Origin of the sequence: Vibrio sp. HENC-03, from assembly GCF_000305755.2 — a bacterium.
Lineage (GTDB): Bacteria > Pseudomonadota > Gammaproteobacteria > Enterobacterales > Vibrionaceae > Vibrio > Vibrio owensii.
Genome location: NZ_JH976124.1, coordinates 134,039 through 153,039, shown reverse-complemented (window position 1 = coordinate 153,039; position 19,001 = coordinate 134,039). Strand labels below are relative to the sequence as shown.

General features: G+C 45.6%; 20 protein-coding genes and 1 riboswitch. Of the genes, 12 read left to right on the top strand and 8 right to left on the bottom strand.

Features of this window, described 5'->3' with window-relative positions; translation table 11 throughout:
* Positions 1-139 precede the first annotated feature (139 nt).
* The 3 genes from VCHENC03_RS11685 (at position 140) to VCHENC03_RS11695 (ending at position 3,566) form a co-directional block, all read left to right on the top strand.
* Positions 140-2,086: a tetratricopeptide repeat-containing diguanylate cyclase gene (locus VCHENC03_RS11685; RefSeq protein WP_009706271.1), complete on the top strand. Its 1,947-nt coding sequence runs from the start codon at positions 140-142 to the stop codon at positions 2,084-2,086.
* A gap of 169 nt (positions 2,087-2,255) precedes the next feature.
* A complete protein-coding gene (locus tag VCHENC03_RS11690; RefSeq protein WP_009706270.1) occupies positions 2,256-2,663 on the top strand; it encodes an SPOR domain-containing protein in 408 nt (135 codons plus the stop codon).
* Between the two features lie 198 nt (positions 2,664-2,861).
* Positions 2,862-3,566, top strand: coding sequence for a class I SAM-dependent DNA methyltransferase (locus tag VCHENC03_RS11695; protein WP_009706269.1), 705 nt, complete (start codon positions 2,862-2,864; stop codon positions 3,564-3,566).
* A gap of 70 nt (positions 3,567-3,636) precedes the next feature.
* Here VCHENC03_RS11695 and VCHENC03_RS11700 read toward each other — a convergent pair whose 3' ends face one another.
* The 3 genes from VCHENC03_RS11700 to VCHENC03_RS11710 form a co-directional block, all read right to left on the bottom strand.
* On the bottom strand, positions 3,637-4,110 hold the full coding sequence (locus VCHENC03_RS11700) for a peroxiredoxin (RefSeq protein ID WP_005531886.1): 474 nt from the start codon (positions 4,108-4,110) through the stop codon (positions 3,637-3,639).
* 137 nt (positions 4,111-4,247) lie between these two features.
* Positions 4,248-5,237 carry an efflux RND transporter periplasmic adaptor subunit gene (locus VCHENC03_RS11705; RefSeq protein ID WP_009706268.1) on the bottom strand — a complete coding sequence of 330 codons (990 nt, stop codon included), beginning with the start codon at positions 5,235-5,237 and terminating at the stop codon, positions 4,248-4,250.
* Between the two features lie 3 nt (positions 5,238-5,240).
* On the bottom strand, positions 5,241-5,735 hold the full coding sequence (locus VCHENC03_RS11710; RefSeq protein WP_009706267.1) for a hypothetical protein: 495 nt from the start codon (positions 5,733-5,735) through the stop codon (positions 5,241-5,243).
* 168 nt (positions 5,736-5,903) lie between these two features.
* On the opposite strand from VCHENC03_RS11710, the gene VCHENC03_RS11715 reads away from it, so the two are divergent.
* Positions 5,904-6,833, top strand: coding sequence for a LysR family transcriptional regulator (locus tag VCHENC03_RS11715; protein WP_009706266.1), 930 nt, complete (start codon positions 5,904-5,906; stop codon positions 6,831-6,833).
* A 148-nt stretch (positions 6,834-6,981) separates the two neighbouring features.
* On the top strand, positions 6,982-8,616 hold the full coding sequence (locus tag VCHENC03_RS11720; protein ID WP_032802784.1) for a sensor domain-containing diguanylate cyclase: 1,635 nt from the start codon (positions 6,982-6,984) through the stop codon (positions 8,614-8,616).
* Between the two features lie 76 nt (positions 8,617-8,692).
* Here VCHENC03_RS11720 and VCHENC03_RS11725 read toward each other — a convergent pair whose 3' ends face one another.
* The 4 genes from VCHENC03_RS11725 to cspE form a co-directional block, all read right to left on the bottom strand.
* Complete coding sequence (locus VCHENC03_RS11725) at positions 8,693-9,697, bottom strand: adenosine deaminase (RefSeq protein WP_009706264.1); 1,005 nt, start codon at positions 9,695-9,697, stop codon at positions 8,693-8,695.
* A gap of 95 nt (positions 9,698-9,792) precedes the next feature.
* Positions 9,793-9,892: riboswitch (purine riboswitch) on the bottom strand.
* A gap of 346 nt (positions 9,893-10,238) precedes the next feature.
* Positions 10,239-10,379, bottom strand: coding sequence for a hypothetical protein (locus VCHENC03_RS11730; protein WP_009706263.1), 141 nt, complete (start codon positions 10,377-10,379; stop codon positions 10,239-10,241).
* 62 nt (positions 10,380-10,441) lie between these two features.
* The gene (locus tag VCHENC03_RS28035) at positions 10,442-10,651 is read right to left on the bottom strand and encodes a hypothetical protein (protein ID WP_032802783.1); all 210 of its coding nucleotides are present in this window, start codon (positions 10,649-10,651) and stop codon (positions 10,442-10,444) included.
* A gap of 297 nt (positions 10,652-10,948) precedes the next feature.
* Positions 10,949-11,161, bottom strand: a complete 213-nt coding sequence (cspE, locus tag VCHENC03_RS11735) for a transcription antiterminator/RNA stability regulator CspE (RefSeq protein WP_005439099.1) — start codon at positions 11,159-11,161, stop codon at positions 10,949-10,951.
* A 322-nt stretch (positions 11,162-11,483) separates the two neighbouring features.
* Between cspE and VCHENC03_RS11740 the strand changes: the two genes are divergently transcribed.
* The gene (locus VCHENC03_RS11740; protein ID WP_009706262.1) at positions 11,484-12,332 is read left to right on the top strand and encodes a pirin family protein; all 849 of its coding nucleotides are present in this window, start codon (positions 11,484-11,486) and stop codon (positions 12,330-12,332) included.
* Between the two features lie 175 nt (positions 12,333-12,507).
* Here VCHENC03_RS11740 and VCHENC03_RS11745 read toward each other — a convergent pair whose 3' ends face one another.
* The gene (locus VCHENC03_RS11745) at positions 12,508-13,356 is read right to left on the bottom strand and encodes a patatin-like phospholipase family protein (protein ID WP_009706261.1); all 849 of its coding nucleotides are present in this window, start codon (positions 13,354-13,356) and stop codon (positions 12,508-12,510) included.
* Between the two features lie 179 nt (positions 13,357-13,535).
* Between VCHENC03_RS11745 and VCHENC03_RS0125935 the strand changes: the two genes are divergently transcribed.
* From VCHENC03_RS0125935 to VCHENC03_RS11770, 6 genes are all read left to right on the top strand, one after another.
* Complete coding sequence (locus tag VCHENC03_RS0125935) at positions 13,536-13,994, top strand: Fur family transcriptional regulator (RefSeq protein WP_032802782.1); 459 nt, start codon at positions 13,536-13,538, stop codon at positions 13,992-13,994.
* Positions 13,995-14,098: 104 nt separating this feature from the next.
* Positions 14,099-15,433 (top strand): dihydroorotase, encoded by a 1,335-nt coding sequence (locus VCHENC03_RS11750; protein ID WP_009706259.1) that lies wholly within the window; start codon positions 14,099-14,101, stop codon positions 15,431-15,433.
* Between the two features lie 148 nt (positions 15,434-15,581).
* A complete protein-coding gene (locus VCHENC03_RS11755) occupies positions 15,582-16,142 on the top strand; it encodes a carbonate dehydratase (RefSeq protein ID WP_009706258.1) in 561 nt (186 codons plus the stop codon).
* A complete protein-coding gene (locus VCHENC03_RS11760; protein ID WP_009706257.1) occupies positions 16,132-17,136 on the top strand; it encodes a CobW family GTP-binding protein in 1,005 nt (334 codons plus the stop codon). Before VCHENC03_RS11755 ends, VCHENC03_RS11760 begins: the two co-directional genes overlap by 11 nt.
* A 158-nt stretch (positions 17,137-17,294) precedes the next feature.
* Positions 17,295-18,182 carry a hypothetical protein gene (locus VCHENC03_RS11765; RefSeq protein WP_009706256.1) on the top strand — a complete coding sequence of 296 codons (888 nt, stop codon included), beginning with the start codon at positions 17,295-17,297 and terminating at the stop codon, positions 18,180-18,182.
* Positions 18,183-18,301: 119 nt separating this feature from the next.
* Positions 18,302-18,865: an HD domain-containing protein gene (locus VCHENC03_RS11770; protein WP_009706255.1), complete on the top strand. Its 564-nt coding sequence runs from the start codon at positions 18,302-18,304 to the stop codon at positions 18,863-18,865.
* Positions 18,866-19,001: the final 136 nt, after the last annotated feature.

Here is a 19,001-nt window from a genome sequence, read left to right as displayed (position 1 = left end):
GCTGAAACGTGACATTCATATAAATATCGATTCTTATGCATGCTTGGGAATGCATTTGATTAATGCTATGGTTTTCTTATAAATCAGATGCTTCTAAAAAGAAAAATCTAAATACAATCGAGATGGAACGTAATACTTCGTGAGAAAAAGCTATGTTGTCACCTTGTTAGCGGCGCTACTTTGGGTAGTGGTCGCTTTCGCTTTGCACGATTACTGGCGTAAGGATTCGCCAAGTGAACATATCAAACAAACTGCCAGTCAAGATCCTCAAATTTTGCTTGCTAAAACAGCTCAAGGACAAGCGCTACTCGATGTGAGTTCGCTTATTTACAGTGATCCTGAAAGTGCGCAACAAGCGTTGGAGGCAGTCGGTAATGCCTTTACGTCTGAGCTCGAAACCTCCTATGCCTTGTATCAGCAATATCGATTGGCTCGTGTGAATGATGAGCCTCTATTGGCGGCCGACTACCTTCAACAACTTCAAGCCATTGCCCGAGAGAGCGATCAACCATGGCTTGATGCCGTGTTGCTAGCAGACAGTGCGAAAGAGCACACCTTGCACGGCCGAAATGATGTGGGGTTGAGCGAAATAAAACTCGCTATCGAAATAGCGGAGAAAGAGCACCTCAACTCGCTTTTGCCCAAGTTTTATAACGTCGCAGGCGCGTTGAGTAATGCGACAAACCAGCTGGTGGATGCCCAACGTTACTTCCTTGATGGCATTGATATCGCCGAACAAGTTGGGCAAGAGGCTTACAAAGGTACGATTTACAATAACCTTGGTCTGCTTTATCTGCACATCGAAAGCTGGGATAGAGCATTAGAGTTCATTCAAAAAGCGCAGCAAATTTACCTCAAGCGCCATGCCAAAGGGCACAAAGCCAGAGGGTTGCAGATCATGTATCTCAATGAGGCGCATATCTACAATCGACAAGGTAAAGCCGAATTGGCTCGCACGGCTTATGATAAGTCGCAAGAGTTCTACAAACCTACTTCAACCAATCTGCGCCATCACCTTATTCAGCTGAAAGGCAAAGCAGATATGTTGCTGTTGGAAGAGCAATACCCGAAAGCGTTGGAAACCACACAACAATGTGTGATGTTGCCTTCAGCGGCGGATTATCCCATTGAATATGGCCAGTGCTATTTGATTATGTCCAAATGCCAACTGGCGATGGGAGATTTAGACAAAGCCATGCAGAGTGCAGCTTTAAGCGCTGCGGCTTTTCGCTCAATCGAGCATCAACGCTGGTTGATTCGAGTAGAAGAACAAAAGGCGAAGATATTTGAACAACTGGGTGAATACGAACAAGCGCTGAGCTCGTTTAAACACTTTTCCGTCGATAGCAAAAAGCAGTTGCTGGGCAAAGTGTATGATTTAGAGCAGGCATTTGCGACGGAGCATATCCAACGGGAAAGAGACTTGTTGGAAGTCGAAAAGCGCTTAGCGGAATCTGAGTTGGACCAAGAGAAACTGCGTTTTCAGATTGCGATTATTTGGATTGCGATCTCAGCAGTGGTACTGGCGCTGACGGTGACGAAAGTGCTAGCCACGCAGCGCAAAAACCAAGAATTGGAGCAGCTTTCGTTGCTCGACCCTTTGACTCAATTGCACAACCGACGCTATTACTACGCGCAGATTGATCATCCTGAGCACCTAGATGCCAAAGCGGAATACCGAGTGGTGTTGTTTGATATCGACAACTTTAAACAAGTAAACGATGTGCATGGACACGAAACGGGAGATCGTATTCTAGAAGGCTTTGCTGAACGTTTAAGAGTTCATGTTCAATCTCAAGAGTTACTGATTCGTTGGGGTGGGGAAGAGTTCTTAATGTTGTTGAAAACCACTGACGATCTGGCCAAGCGTCTTGAGGAAATGCGCCAACACATTGGTGATGTTTCGTTTGAGACAGAAGAAGCGAGTTTGAATGTCACTACGTCTATTGGTGTCAGTCACGGTGGGTTAATCGAAACCTTCACCTACAACGATGAATACTTCCGCCGAGCAGATAAAAGTCTCTACGAGGCTAAACGCAATGGTAAGAACCAAGTGGTATTTCCAGAACCACCGGAGGCTCAGTAGCTTTAAGAATTGCGCTGAAAATAGATAAATTACAGAGAACGAAACGGCAGATTGATACGGTCAATCTGCCGTTTTTATTTTGTGTTTCATGTTTTGGTGCCGGTGGTCGCCTACTCAATTTAGAGCACTCTTCAAGAGAACCATTCAGAACAAAAAAACGGAGTTACGCGTGCGCAAGATTCTATCTTTGACTTTGGCTATGTCACTTACTGGCTGTGTGATGCCGCAGCACCAACCAATGGAAACAGGGCAGTGTGTGGGTGTGATGTCATCGCAAGACGCTTATGGCTACCTCAACCCAAATCACTACACCATGCAAGTGCTGGCCTTAAAGAAAGAAAAGGATGTCAAAGAGTACATTCGCTACATCGACCCTAAACATCCGGTGTGGGTAAACTGGAAAAACAGCCGTGGCACACGTTGGTATACGGTGACGGTTGGGGATTTCAAAACCAAGCAAGACGCCTACAACGCCCTGTCTTCATTACCAAGTCGAGTTAAGCAATCTTCCCCGTTTGTCTTAACGTTTGCTGAGATGCAGCGCAAGCAAGAGACCAGCGTTGTGCGCATGCGCTAGTGCTGTTCCTTTCATTCCAACAAGCGCTTTATCGTTACACATCGAGCCTTTGCAATCGGTTGGAAAGGCTCAACCTAACCATTAATCGCCAATCTTCCTCAATGTACGCGCAAGATCACGCTTCTAACGTGCTTTTGACTTTACTTGTTATCGGGTATTTTCTAGTCTTCGCATCCCACTTTTTCTGTCGGAGTCACCATGAAGCAAGAAATGTACACCACCTACGCAAAGCAATACGATTTAGCCGCGCAAGATAACCTGTACAACGCGCATTTTGAGCGTCCAAACACCCTTGAACTAGTCGGTGATGTGGCAGGCAAAAAGGTGCTGGATTTAGGTTGTGGTTCTGGTATTTACGCGCAGCTTCTTCTTGAGTTGGGCGCAAGCTCAGTAACCTGCATCGACGCTGCTCAAGAGATGATAGATATCGTAAAAGAAAAGCTTGGTAGCTCGGTCACCGCTTACGCGCAAAACTTGGCGCTCGGGTTACCAGAAGAGGGAGACGGACAGTACGACTTGGTCATTTGCCCGCTTATGGTTCACTACATTGAAGACCTTCGCCCCTTATTTAACGATATTCAACGAGTATTAAAAGCCGGTGGTCAGTTTGTCTTCTCGACCCATCATCCATTTGCGGATTTCGAATGTTCGGCCTCTGGCAATTACTACGATAAAGAGCTGGTTGAAGATATGTGGAATACCGTAGGAGAACCAGTTCCTGTGGCATTCTACCGCCGCTCATTACAAGACATTACCGATGCGATCACGGGCAGTAACATGGCGATGCTGGCGATTTCAGAAGGTAAGGTGAATGAAAAAATTCGTGAAATCTCTCAGGAGCATTACCAACGTTTGGCGACGTTCCCGAACTTTATCTTCATTAAATGTGTGGCGCTGAGCTAGTAAAATCAGTGAGTTCAGATAGAAAAAACGGAAGCGCAGAGGCTTCCGTTTTGTGATCTTAGCGTTGAGCTTAAAGTGCAGCGAGAATGGTTTCCGCTTTGCTTGCTTCAAATGTTTTCGGTTCTTCAACGTTTAGTGTCGTAACCACACCATTGTCGATGATCATCGCGTAACGCTGTGAACGAACGCCACCAAAACCGCCGGTGTCCATTTCTAGGCCCAGTGCTTTAGTAAAACTTGCGTCACCATCACCCAGCATTAGCAGCTCAGATGCGTTTTGTGCTTCACCCCAAGCTTGCATTACGAATGCATCGTTAACAGATACACAAGCAATCAGGTCCACGCCTTTTGCCTTTAGTTGGTCAGCCAATACGACGTAACCTGGCAGGTGCGCTTCAGAACAAGTAGGAGTAAATGCACCTGGAACCGCAAATAGAACCACTTTCTTATCTGCAAATAGCTCTGTTACTTGGTGATTTACCATACCATCTGCAGTCAGTTCGCTTAGCGTTGCAGCAGGCAGTGCTTGACCTTGTTGAATCATGATTTTCTTCCTTTTGTGTATGCTTTATTTAGCTCACTCAGTCTAGCGCTAAAACCGCAGGCTAACCACGGAAGAAATGTAAGGTCTTAATTGGCTTCATAAAAACAAACCGCCGAAGTTGGCGGTTTGTTTGTTAACTACATCGCGTTCAGGTAAGACTTATAAGAGTGAAGTCGAACCGTTGCTGCGCCAATCACATCAATGAAGCCAAACAGGCTGTGTGGTTTATTTGCAGCAATCCATGCAGAGCCAGTGGCACCGATTGGGATGGACTTGTCCTCTGGTTCGAAAATTTCCAGAATCACTGTACGGCCGTGGCTACTGGTGTTTGCGCCTACGTGTTGACGAACGCTCTGTGGGCCTTGCAATGGCGAGACCGATGATTCTCCAGTACCCGCCGTGATGCTGTGAACACGAGCTCGGAACACTTCACCCGGATACGCATCGACGTAGAACTCAGCAAACTGACCCTGTTCAACATAGCGGTAGGTTTGGTCTGGTATGCGCATCTCCAAGAACTTACGTGATGTGTCGTAGATGTGCATGTTACCAACACGGCTACCATCGGCTACGTTCACCACTGCAACTTGGCCGTCGAAAGGCGCACGAACGGTTTTACGGCTTTGCTCAAACTCGGTCTTTTGCAAATCGGCATGCAAAGACTTCAACGACGCTTCTGCTACGCGAAGTTGAGATTCGTAGTATTCAATGTCACGTCCTTTGAAGATCTCTGGTGATGTCTTACCGCGAATAATATCGCGCCTTAACTGAGCCACGCTTTCTTCTTGTTGAACAATGCCTGCTTTGATTTTTTCTACGTCAGCCAAAGAGGTGGTGTCGACGAGCGTATAGATCACATCGCCTTTCTTCACTTCTTGGTTGTGGTCGACGTAGATATGGTCAATCTGCTCGCGAAACAGTGGAGAGAGCACCGAGTGGGGCGCTTTCACCGTCGATGAATAAGTCAAATCAACTGGAGCCCATAGACGCGAGAGAATCCCTAACACCACCAGAATGAATGCACCGCCAGAGATGATCCAAAACGCGCTCTTAAATGTCCACTTGATCGCACCCGTTGAGACCAAAATCCACATGATCAGAATGTACGGAATCATTACCTCTTTCATGGTTTATTCCTCCGTCACTTTTGCGGGTGTTTGTGGTTGCGACGACAAACGGCTATTGCGAATGATGTTGCTCAGTGAGTTGCCAATGTGCTCCCAGTTCGCGAAGGCAATGATCAGCGCCAGAACCCACCACGCTTTGTGAAGGAACAAGCCACACAAGGAGAGGGCAAACACCAATTGGATATGAGAGCTTTTCTTTTCTTGAGCTCGGTGAACCGCAACTTCATGGATCTGCCACAGCAAATAGATGACAAAAAGGGCAAGGGCTATGGTGACAGAGAACAGATAACCACTGAAGTATTCGGAGTTGAAAATCACCATCATGGTGTCGTTGGGCGTGTTGGTGAACAAGCTCATATCAATGTCTTTTGAATTGATCGTGCCCATGGGTGCAAGCAAGTAAGCCCCACCAAGCATGAGAGCCATGAATAGTGAGAACTTTAATAGCACCATAAAAATCGCAAAGATAACGCGACCTATGGCTTTTATGACGTTCATAGTTATACCTTTTGTCGATGTGTGAGGGTAAAACGTTGAGCGTGTGATTATTGTTTTGTCTTTTGTAATCACATGCGCGGAATTGTATGAAAAAACGTCATAAGTTGAGTTATATATGATATAAGTTACGCTTATATCAGTATGAAGATATTCGAGAACACATAATCTATGAAGCACTCAGACTACAGTCTTATCCCGACCTTCGTGGCGATTGTCGAAGAGAAGAGTTACACCAAAGCGGCACAACGACTTGGTGTGAGTCAATCTGCGGTCAGCCAAGCGGTAGTCAGGCTTCGTGAGGTGTTTAAGGATGCGTTATTCATTCGCGAAAGCCACGGCGTGGCACCAACAGCCTTCGCCATTGATATCTATCCTACGTTAGCGACGGCGGTAGAAAGCATCGCTTATATGTTGCCGGAGCATTCACGATTTAATCCTGCCGAGTGCGATAAGCGTTTTGTGATCTCTTCACTCAGTGTGTTCAGTTTTACTTTGCTGCCAGAGCTTTCAGCCTTACTTAACGAAAAAGCACCGAAGGCAAACACGCGGATTGAGCCGCTTTTCACTATGGACTTAACCAGCTTGCTGAGGTCACAGCAGTGCGATTTGGTGATTGAAGCTCAGACCAATTTGCACCCGCATCTGCGTTCACAGATTTTGATGTCGGATAAACTCACGGTTGTGTGCCGAGAGGATCATCCTCGGTTACAAGGTAATACGATCAGCGTTGAAGAGTACCTGAACGAGAAGCATGTGACCCTTTCTCAGTTTGACCAACAAAACGGTTATTTGATTGGCCGTGGCATCAAGAATGAGCAGATCCTAGGGAAGCGCCAAGTGGCATGGCAGGCGGGAAGTATTATCGAGATACTGCCAGTGGTACAGCGCTGTGATTACCTTGCTCTGATGCCACAGACCTTACTGGAACAATATCGAGATCTGTATCACCTCAGAGAGCTTGAAGCCGAGTTCATGAAAGATCCGATCGACGTGGCGATGTATTGGCACCCCTCTCGCACTAATGACCCAAGCCATCAATGGTTACGTGAGCAGTGTTTATTAGCTGCTGAGAAATTCGTAATAAATCATTCAATTTAAGCCAATTTTTGCGCTAAACCACATAGCAGACTCTTTATTAACAAACTAGACTATATGCATATCCATACACTTGATAAGGACATTTGTGTATATCGCGGGGTTTGCTTTCCGAAGTGTGAGAACCAAGTTTGTCGTTACGTACTCAGTAATGACGATTTGTTTCGTCCTGATTCTTTTCGCCGTGTTGTACTTTAAAGAGCGGCAACGGATTTTTAGTGTCGCCTTAGAAAACTCCATTCAATTATCCAACCTTCATTCAGACGTCATCAGTCAAGAACTACAACGACATGTGGCGTCACTGCAAACCATCAGCGGTCATCAACGTGTGCAAGAAGGAGATATAGACTTTATTGTCGAAGAACTTAAATGGCTCAAAAGCATGTCTAAGAAGTCTGTGATTAATACGCTTTTCGTCGATGAACATTGGAATCTAATTGATCACAAAGGCAGAACCATCAAAATTGAGTGGCCAGAATTTGTAGAAGACGCTCGGTGGAAGAGCGCGGATTATCATATTACTGCGCCGCACGTCGGCCTACTGGTCAGAACGCCCGTGGTTGCCCTTGGTGTGCCCGTGTATGACGAAGCGGATAACTGGAAAGGGATTGTCGGTGTGTCTATCTCTGTCGACTACCTCGCGCAGCGTTTGTCGAAAGTGAAGTTAGGCAACAGCAGTTATGCGTGGATCTCTGATAGCAGTGGAACGGTGGTTTCTCACCCCGACAGCTCTCTGATTTTGCACGCCAATATTTTTGAAGGTGAGCGAGTTGGCTTTGAAGGTTTTGCGGACATTGCAGTGCAAACCAATTGGGAAAATGTCGGACACGGCCACTACTACGACAGAAAGGTCAATGAAGCCAAGATCGTGACCTTTGCTAAAATCGACACCTTGCCTAATTGGACGCTCTTCGTGACTACGGAAGAGTCCGATATTTTCCTCAATATCAATGAGCTACTGGAAGACGTTGCGATTACTTCATCGGTGGTGATTGTTGTCTTTATGCCTATCGTGTTTTATCTCACCAATTCCATCACAAGACCGATTTTGGAGCTGACATATGATGTAGAAAACGCAGTCAACAACCATTACACCACGTTTTCTGGCTACGATTCGAAAGATGAAATCGGCCAGCTTTCCAATGCCTTTAAAAACACCTTTGATGAAATCCATCAGCACAATAGAAAGCTAGAAGAAGTAGTTGCACTCAGAACGCAAGAGCTCAACACAGCGAACCAAGAGTTGGCGTACTCAGTCAATCTGCTCAATGCAAACAACCACAAGCTTACGTGGTTGGCGATGCATGATCCGCTCACTAACTTGTTTAACCGTCGCGCACTGATCACCAAAGTCCACGAGCAGCTTCAGAAGGCAAGGGCGCACAGTTGGCCTGTGTCATTGATTTTACTCGATCTCGACCACTTCAAAGAGGTCAACGATACCTATGGGCATGATGTTGGGGATGATGTATTGAAGCATATTGCTGACTTTCTCGCTCAAGATCCTTTGGAAGAAGGGATGTTGGCACGCTGGGGCGGGGAGGAGTTTGTCATCGTCGCTTCAAAGGTATCTTTAGAGAAGGCACAGCAATGGGCGCAAAGCCGGTTAGAGGCGCTTAAGGATGAGGATTTCAGCCCCGTTTCGAAAGTGACGTTCAGTGCGGGTATTTCCACATTAGAGTTGGAAGACAGTTTTGATGAACTGGTCGCAAGAGCGGATAAGGCGCTCTATGTTGCGAAAAATGCGGGAAGAAACTGTGTTAAAACCGAGCGAGACACATCATGAGGTGCGTAGCGAAATAGGTATAGCAAACAACAAAATAAGGGCTAGATCGCTAGCCCTTATTGGTTTGTATTTATAATCAGTGATTCGCTAAGTAATCAGCGACTTGAGCACGGTATTTGGCTTTAAGTGCCTCGCTGATGAAGCTCGCATTAATGGCATTGATCGTAAACTGAGCCAACTCTGCCTTCGTCATTGGGTGCGCATTGCTGACCGCCATAAAGTTATCCGTCATGTAACCACCAAAGTACGCCGGATCATCCGAGTTAATGGTTACCGCGACACCTTTACGTAGCAAATCGACAATGTTGTGCTGCTCCATTTCGTCAAACACGCAAAGCTTGATGTTCGATAACGGGCATACCGTGAGTGGCATTTTACTTTCGATAAGCGCTTCGACCAACGATGCATCTTCAACGCAGCGAACACCATGGTCAACGCGGCTAACGCCCAGCATCTCGACAGAATCGATGATGTTTTGTGCCGGACCTTCTTCTCCTGCGTGTGCCACGGTGAGCAAACCCGCTTCTTTTGCTTGTTGGAACGCACGTTTGAACTTCTCTGGCGGATGTCCAAGCTCTGAAGAATCCAAACCAACACCGACGATTTTGTCTTTGTGCTTAACAATGGACTGCAGTGTTTCAATCGCGCTCTCTTCCGATAGGTGACGCAAGAAGCACGCAATGATTTGAGAGGTGATGCCTAGCTTCTCGCTACCATCTTGCATTGCTCGGTGAATACCGTTGATGACGGTCTCAAACTCAATACCGCGATCGGTGTGGGTTTGTGGGTCAAAGAAGATTTCAGTATGGATAACGTTGTCGGCTTTGCAGCGCTCTAGGTATGCCCAAGTCAAATCATAGAAGTCTTGTTCCGTGCGAAGCGCGTTAGCGCCTTGATAATAGATATCTAGGAAAGACTGCAAATCTTCGAACTCGTACGCCTTGCGCAGTGCTTGTGGTGATTCGTAAGGAATGTCGATGTTGTTGCGCTGTGCAAGCTCAAACAACAGTTCTGGCTCTAGCGAACCTTCGATATGTAAGTGTAACTCTACCTTTGGAAGACCTTGAATAAATGCGTTCATATTCCACCTCTTCTTATGCTTTTACGTGGATGCAATTACTCTAAGAATAGGTATAGATTGAGAAAAATCGAACGCCATTACAAAGAGTAAGATCCACAGTGATCTCGACTCTTCGTAATCAGCACTTTGCGGGAGCTGGTAGAGACCCCCAAACCATATCATTGGGGTTATACGAAGCAAACGGTTGCGATTATACGCAAAATTTGGGGCTTGGCTAGAGCTAGTGAGTAAATTGTAATTCCTTGGGATAAGGGATAAGGGATAAGGGATAAGGGATAAGGGATAAGGGATAAGGGATAAGGGATAAGGGAGCGATTTCATCGCATGATGGCTTCGTTGTCAGCACACACCTGGCTGAGTCGAATATTCAGTGGCTAATACTGAATCACATCATGCGAGAAACATTGGGAGTCATATCGAGTTTATTGTGCGTTGCTCATTGTGAGCTCTCATTGTGAACTGAGAGAGGGGGTGGCGATACCTTGCACATCGATACTTTAAATTGAGAAGAGTAGAGAAAAGGAAATGAAAGGGAATGTATTTATAGCTCGAACATTTTATCAAATTCTCTTTGCTCCATGATGTCCTCAATTCGGCGGCGAGTTTGTTGTTTTATCGCAGCAGCGTTTTGTTCGGACTCTTTCTTTTCTTGCTCAATTTGCTTCTTGCTTTTATTTGCCATGTTTTTCACCTTGGGAATTTCTTCCTAAATTTCCACATTAATTATTAATGCACGAAACTGATTTATTTAATAATAAAACTTCCTAGCTTTGAACCTGAGTCACACAGAATGTCACCGGAGTAGGTTTTCTCACAGTATTTAAAATCAATGAGATAGCAAGCGGATTGGAGTTTTGGCAATATATGGCGCCTTAAAATATCACTGTTAAGTTGGTGAATTTTGGCTTTCCAAGAGATGTCGGGTTGTTTTAAACGAAATTCAATCTCTATCATTTATTCTCCTGTTTCTTTGTGATCTTTTCTTTATTCAATAATTGATACCAGTGTCTTTGACGACCTGTTCTTCTAGACATAATTTTTCCTAATTTTAGTAATTTACATACCAACGATGGTAACAGTGATCTAACGAAAGATATCTTGTTCCAACGATGGATACAGTGGTGCAGCCCATTTATTTTAGGCAGCAGAAAACCGAGCAATATTTGATTGCTGAGTATTAAGTTTGAGGAATTTTTTGAAGGGAGAGAGAGTTTGGTGCAGCGAGGAAATGCTGCACCAAGAAAAGCTATCTTATAGAGGAGTAACTTCAGTCGCTTGAGGACCTTTTTTACCATCTTCTACGTTGAAGCTTACTTTCTGACCTTCAGCCAAAGTTTTGAAACCGTCAGCAACGATAGCGTTGAAGTGTACGAATACATCTTGGCCGCCGTTGTCTTGAGTTAGGAAACCAAAACCTTTAGTTTCGTTGAACCATTTTACTGAACCAGTTACTTTACCAGACATAAAAACCTCTGAAATTAAACAATAATGTACGAATTGTGATGGATCTTTTTTAAGCTATTGAATGTGCAATCAAGAGGAAGTTTTACGCAGGAGTCTGAACCGAAGATTCAGGATGTTACTGAGAGGGAACTTAAACTAAATGTAGCATTAACAGCTCTTTTCTAGAGCCAGCCGCCACTATACAGGGTGTTTAAAAAATAGCTACATTTATTTTTCATTTTTTTTCGTTCGAAAAAGTTGATGAAGTAGAACAATTTTTCCCCCTCATAAACTCAGTACTTGCTCTCTAGAATCAACTCATATCCTAAAGGGAGGCAAGATTATGAGTACAGTGAGAGAGATTCGTCAGATTATCCCATCACATGCAACTGCTGATGGTGACGGCGTGAAGATTCGCCGTGTCGCAGGCTTTAACAATGCGAGCTTTTCACCATTCTTGATGGTAGATGAACTGAAATCAGATCAAAGAGCCGATTACGTAGGCGGGTTCCCTCCGCACCCACACCGAGGCATTGAAACGCTGACTTACATGTTAACGGGACACTTCCAACATCGTGACCATATGGATAATGTTGGTGAACTTCGTTCCGGAGGTGCGCAATGGATGGCGGCTGGCCGAGGTGTCATTCATAGTGAAATGCCAATAATGGAAGATGGTGAGCTGCACGGTTTCCAAATTTGGATTAATCAACCAGCGCGAGACAAGATGGCTCCGGCGCAATATCACGACTTCCAACCGGAAACCATTACCGAACATCGCGCAGAGGCGCATGGCTTAGTTCGCGTTATTTCTGGTGAGCTGAATATTGATGATGAAGTGATTCGGGGGCCATTGAGTAAAACAGGTGTACCTGTGACGGTCGCTGATTGGCAAGCGCACCAAGGCTCGTCGTTAAACCTGATGACACCTAACGATCACAATATGATGTTCTATGCTTATAAAGGCAGCATTAATATTGGAGAGCGCGTTGTCATGCAGGGAGAAATGGCACTGCTTTCTAAAGGTGAGTTGGTGACGCTTCAATCCAATGACACCAGTGGTGTACTGCTCTTTATCGGTGAACCAATTGATGAACCTGTCGTGCATTATGGCCCGTTTGTCATGAATAGCATCGAAGAGATTGAACAAGCGATTCAAGATTACAACTCTGGATTGTTTGAAACGTACTAGTTTGACTGACAGTCGTGCGCACTGAATTTAGCACGATTGGTGACCCCTAAGTGATTTGGAGTCCGTGCATTGGGCTCATACGCAAGCAAAGACGATATCCACTGCCATCGAATTTGCATCAGCCACACTAACATGGTGTGGCTTTTTTTATTCTGCTGCGTTTTGAAAGTGGTGTTTAGCTCTGCTCCCAACGCGTTATGGCATGTTTGCCAAATTCCAACCCTAATTCATAAGCTTTGCGCAATGGTTCTGGCGAGCGGCTCAAGCGTTTTAATTTAAAGCCTTCTGGCGGGCAGATTTGAATGATCTCAACACCGGCGGGTGGATTCTCTATCAATTCCAAGCTCTGGTTATAGCGAATATGACGCGTGAGCATTGGCTCGACCAAAGCAGGATGATCTTTCAACAGGCGTGCAGTGAGCTTTTCAAGTTTAGGTTTGGATTTGCGATAGCTGGCTGGCCGACTTCTTAGCACCATGATTCTGGTCGCGCCGCGTTTAATGGCTTCGGCGACGGGAATCGCATCCGCTACGCCGCCATCGACGTATCTCACACCATCTAAAGCGACACCGTTTCGGTACATGATGGGCAGGGCGCTACTGGCTTTCATGGTTTCTGCCAGCATTTGAATGGATGGCGTAAGGTATTCTGGTTGCCCATTGTCTTGTCGAGTGACCCCTAAAAAGAAAGGACGGGGATCTGCAGAAAGCACATCTCTATCTATATCGAGTTCTTTAAGCGTGATATCCCACATCCAATCCAAGTCCATCATGTCACCGCCACGCAGCAGTTGAGTGGGAGATATGAACTCTTTACGCAAGCTGTAATCAAGATAGATTTTGAGGTTCCTTCCCGGCATTTTTGCAAGGTATGCGGCTAAGTTGCTCGCGCCTGCCGAAACGCCCCAAAAACTGTCAAACGGGGAGAAGTCTTGCTTAATAAAATGATCGAGTATGCCGCAGGAAAATACCCCGCGCATGGCACCGCCTTCAACAACCAGTGCCCGAGAGCCAACGTGTTCCATTCTAGCCATCCGTTTTGATTATTCTGATTTGGGATACGAGCTAATTAGAGTAACGGATCTAATGCGCATTCCCAAGTCGCGTTCACTTTGGTCTCACCTTGATGAATCTATTTTTTATGTTATAACATAACAATAATCAAAATTATTAAAAGGTAGCGTGTGTCTTGTGTGAGGTGAGAGTGAGCAATATTGACGCCATTATTGAGCATGTTGAGAAAAGTTTTAAGGCTCAGGGAAAGCAATTAACTTCTAAGAGAAAACTGGTGTTGAAAGCCTTGGTCCATGCCGATAGAGCGTTATCAGCTTATGAGCTAGTGGATTATTGCAAAGCCCATTTTGATCAGAATATTCAGGCTATGTCTGTGTATCGAATCTTGGATTTTCTTGAAGGTGAGCATCTGGCTCACAAGCTTAAAGTTTCCAATAAATACATCGTATGCTCCCATATTCTCTGCGAACACGAGCACGGTATCCCTCAATTTCTTATCTGTTCCAAGTGCAACAAGATCAGCGAACAAGCCATCGATCCCAAATTGATTAACGGTCTTAAATTTCATGCAAAACAAGAGGGGTTTACCGTCGTTAGCCCGCAATTAGAAATCAATTGTGTGTGTGATGACTGCGCCGACACCAAATAGCTGTGCTTTTTATTGAGCTTGGCTCACACCATGATGACTTCGTCGCCTTTTCCTCAAATACATCCCAACCATTAGCATCATCAGCAAGGAGATTCTGAACCGCTATGTCTGCAACGCTCATTAAAAACGCCCGTGTGGTAAATGAAGGAACCATCACCGAAACCGATTTGCGAATGGTCGATCAACGAATCGAAACCATCGCAACTGACATAGCAGCAAGGGAAAGTGATGTCGTTATCGATGCGAAAGGTTGCTATTTGCTCCCTGGAATGATCGATGACCAAGTACATTTCCGCGAACCAGGACTGACTCATAAGGGCTCTATTGCAACCGAATCACGCGCAGCCGTCGCTGGTGGTATCACGAGCTTCATGGAAATGCCAAACGTAAACCCAGCAACCACGACGATTGAAGCGTTGGAACGCAAATTTGCTATCGCGGAACAAAGCTCTCTGGCTAACTACTCTTTCTACCTTGGCGCAACAGAAGACAATCTGGATCAAATCAAATTACTCGATCCAAAGAAACACTGCGGTGTGAAAGTCTTTATGGGCGCATCTACCGGAGATCTATTGGTCGAAGACGAGCAAGCATTGGATGAGATTTTCCGTGATTCGCCAGTATTGATCGTAACGCACTGTGAAAGTGGTCCTGTCATTGCTCAGAACAAAGAACGTTTGTTGAAAGAGAAATCGGAATTCACCATTGAAGACCATCCTGTACTTCGTGACGATGAAGCTTGTTATGCCTCTTCTTCTTACGCCGTTGAGTTAGCGAAGAAGCACAACAGCCAACTGCACGTACTGCATATCACAACAGCAAAAGAATTGGCTTTGTTTGAAGCGGGCCCGATTCAAGGTAAGAGCATCACCGCAGAAGCGTGTGTTCACCATCTTTGGTTTAGCAATGAAGACTATGCAGATCGTGGTAACCAAATTAAATGCAACCCAGCGGTGAAGTACCCAAGCGATCGCGACGCGCTACTAAAGGCATTAAGCACAGGTCAGATTGATATTATTGCGACGGACCATGCCCCGCACACTTGGGAAGAAAAACAAGTGCCTTACGACCAAGCACCTGCTGGCTTACCTTTGGTGCAGCACGCACTACTGACGCTGTTCGATCAAGTGAGTCGTGGGCACATGACGATGGAGCAAGTGGTAGAGAAAACCGCTCACAACCCGGCGATTCGTTATGGTGTTCAGGAGCGCGGTTTTATTCGTGAAGGCTACTTTGCTGATTTGGTTCTTGTTGATACCGCAGCCCCAATGCCAGTGACGAACGAGAACAGCTTGTACCATTGTGGTTGGTCGCCATTTGCTGGTCACCAGTTCTCGGCTCAAATTAAGAATACATGGGTCAATGGCGGTTTAGTGTATGCCAACCAGCAAGTGAATGAGCAGGCTGCACACGCCATGCGATTGGTATTTGAGCGTTAGGATTCACTTTTTTCAGAAACTTAGATTATTTGAAAGCTCAGTTTATTTTCGAAAGCTTACATTTATCCGCTTTCTTTGAGCTTTATTTGTAGAAGTATAGTTGTCGTAGCTTGAGTGTCTCTAAGGCACCGAATAAAGAGAAATCAATATGTTAAGAAGAAACCCTACTGGTCACATGCCGGAAGTATCGGAAAAGGCGTTCATTGATCCAACGGCGATCATCTGTGGCAAAGTAATCATTGAAGATAACGTTTTTATTGGTCCTTACGCGGTGATTCGTGCCGATGAAGTGAACGAGCAAGGCGACATGGAAGCCATCGTGATCAAGCGCGATACCAACATTCAAGATGGCGTCGTTATCCACTCAAAAGCAGGTGCAGCCGTGACCATTGGAGAACGTTCTTCGATTGCGCACCGTTCTATCATTCATGGCCCATGTGAAGTCAGTGATGACGTGTTTATCGGTTTTAACTCCGTGGTGTTTAATGCTGTGATTGGTACAGGTTGTGTGATTCGTCATAACTGTGTGGTGGATGGACTAGACTTGCCAGAGAACTTCCATGTTCCGCCGATGACCAATATCGGCGCCGACTTTGATTTGAACAGCATCTCGAAAGTGCCGCCAGAATACTCGGCGTTTTCGGAGTCTGTGGTTTCAGCAAACCACGAGCTGGTTCAAGGCTACAGGAGAATTGCCAATGAGCTCTGATAAACAGCCCATACTTGGGGTTCCAACTAACATTATTACCGGGTTTTTGGGCGTCGGTAAAACCTCTGTGATTTTGAACCTGATGGCGAATAAGCCAGAGAACGAACGCTGGGCTGTTTTGGTGAATGAGTTTGGCGAAATCGGTGTTGATGGCAGCTTGGTTCAAGGGCAGCAAAGCGAAGAGCAGCAAGTCTTTATTCGTGAAGTACCCGGCGGGTGTATGTGCTGTGCGGCGGGATTGCCAATGCAAATCGCACTTAATCAACTGCTGAATGAAGCAAAGCCTGACCGTTTGTTGATTGAGCCAACTGGCCTTGGGCATCCAAAAGAGGTGTTACAGGTTTTATCGACCGATCATTATCGACAAGTGTTGTCACTGCAAAAGAACATCACTTTAGTTGATGCTCGTAAACTGACAGATCTTCGTTACACCGAGCACGACACATTCAATCAGCAAATCGCCATTGCCGATACGGTGGTGGGTAACAAGCTCGATCTCTATCAAGAGGGCGACACCCAGAAGCTAGAAGCTTACGTGGCGGAAGTTGGTCGTCCAAACACAAAAGTGATTTTTGCGGAGCACGGTGTGATTCCTTTTCATGAATTCGAAGGCGAAACCACCATTCATGAGCATCCGCCGCACCATCACCACCATCATGCGAGTGACAAGCCGTTGGCTTCAGACATGCCAATGCCTGAAAGTGGCATTATTAAAGCGACCAATGAAGGCGAAGGCTTCCAAAGTGTTGGTTGGCGCTTCTCACCGGAGAAAGTGTTTGACCGTCGGAAACTGATTCCTTTGTTGGTTGAGCTAGAAGTCGAGCGCATGAAAGCCGTGTTTATTACTAGCGATGGCATTTATGGCTACAACTTAACGCCAGATGGACTAACCGAAGTGGAGTTGGATGATTGTGCCGAAAGCCGCATCGAATTGATTGCAGACAGCATTGACGATCAATTTGAAGCCAAACTGCTTTCGTGTGAATCAGCATAAACTGCGAACTTGGGCATCTCATTTCGTGAGGTGCCTTTTTCTTTCTTCTGATTATTAGGTATTCGCTAATAGTTCTTAAGTCTTTATTCCTCTAATCCCCAGTAATTCAAATCGTTATCATACAATTTGATCAGCATATCCTTGGGGGAGGAAAATCCATGCGCGTAAAACAATTTCTCGCTTCACTATTGGTTTTAGTGAGTGCTTTCTCTTTGGCGAATGAGCCAAACAAACAGGCTCAAAACGAAGCCACCATTAATGCATTTTTTGCTCAGTATCAGCTGCTTGGAGAGCAAGGGTTCGATGCATTTGCGAAAGTGCGTGAAACCTTGTTTTCTAACGACAGCAAAACACTTGTCAACGACTTAACAGCGACAGAATACAAAGGGAAAGCAGGGCATCTTGAATCTATCAAAGACTGGTTTGAGATTTACCAAACTCAAGATGATTTTAGCTACCGTATTGCTCCGGTTTCGAAAGACGGAAGAGTGAAGGTTGAGCTGTTCGGCACACTGATTCAAACTCAAGACGGTCAAAGTGATACCATCAACCCAGATGGACATCGCTGGACGGAATATTTCACTTTCAATGATGCGGGCGAGATTGAGCTGCTACAAATTGATATGAATGTTTTGAGTAAGACGTACGATGCAGAGGCTCGTTCACAGTTGAGCCGAAACGACATCGCAAGTTTTGTTTACCAGTGGTTCGCAGGTTTTGACCATCAGCGCGAATCAGGATACTTCCTTGCTCGTATCGCAGAGCCCGTTGATATGGCGTACCCAGATTTCCCTATTCAGTCATACCAAGACTTTCTCCGTTGGTACAAAGGCGTGACGGACAACATCGTCTGGAACTCGCACGATATTCAAGGTTTGACCATCAAGGGCGATCAAAACTCTGGCTGGGCAGTGAGTTACGATGTGGTTTGGAAAGCCAAAGCGAAGAACGGCGATAACTACGACATGCGCGTGCATCAGGATCTAAAAATCATTTTGGATTCAGGCAGTTTGAAAATTGCCCAGTTGCGAGCAAAGGTGCTTTAGCCAAGTGTTCGATATAGATGTTTAACGCCTCTATTTGGAACAAAGGTTCGAGCGATTTGCTTCCTTCATGGAGGGCAATCCGCTAGTCTTTTGCAAAACAGACAGAAATGAGTGTAAACATGATCGACAAGCTACCCGGCATTCTTACTTTTCTGCGTGAGGCGGAGCAGCTAAAAAGCACCTTGCGCACTGCTTGGACATCATCTGGTCGCCATGAGAGCACAGCTGAGCACACATGGCGATTGTGTTTACTAGCCATGCTGGTGGCAGAACATTATCCGCATTTAGACATGCTTAAAGTGCTCAAGCTTTGCATTGTGCATGACTTAGCAGAAGCCGTGAGTGGCGACATTTCGGCATTGGAGCAACACGATGGGCTGGATAAAAGTGCGCTAGAACTGGCGGATTTGAAACAGCTTATCGCTCCACTAGACGCGTCTATGCAACAGGAGTTGTTGGACCTTTGGTTGGAATATGACAGTGCGACTACCGAAGAAGCTCGCCTCACCAAAGCGTTGGATAAGTTAGAGACCATTCTGCAGCACACGCAAGGTGATAACCCTGTTGATTTCAATTACGCGTTTAATCTGGAATACGGCAAAAAGCACACCGACTTTGATGATCTGACCAAAGCGCTTCGAGCAATCATCGATGAAGATACCCGCCGATTAGTTGAACGTTAGTCCCGACTCTCAACTCAAGAACATCACTTTCTTCAAAAGCACTTAGGCTTCTCTAGCGAGCTTAAGTGCTTTATTACATTTGCGTTTTCTGCGCTCAGTAAGATCCTTTTTCTACCTTCTCTTTGATCAAATTGCC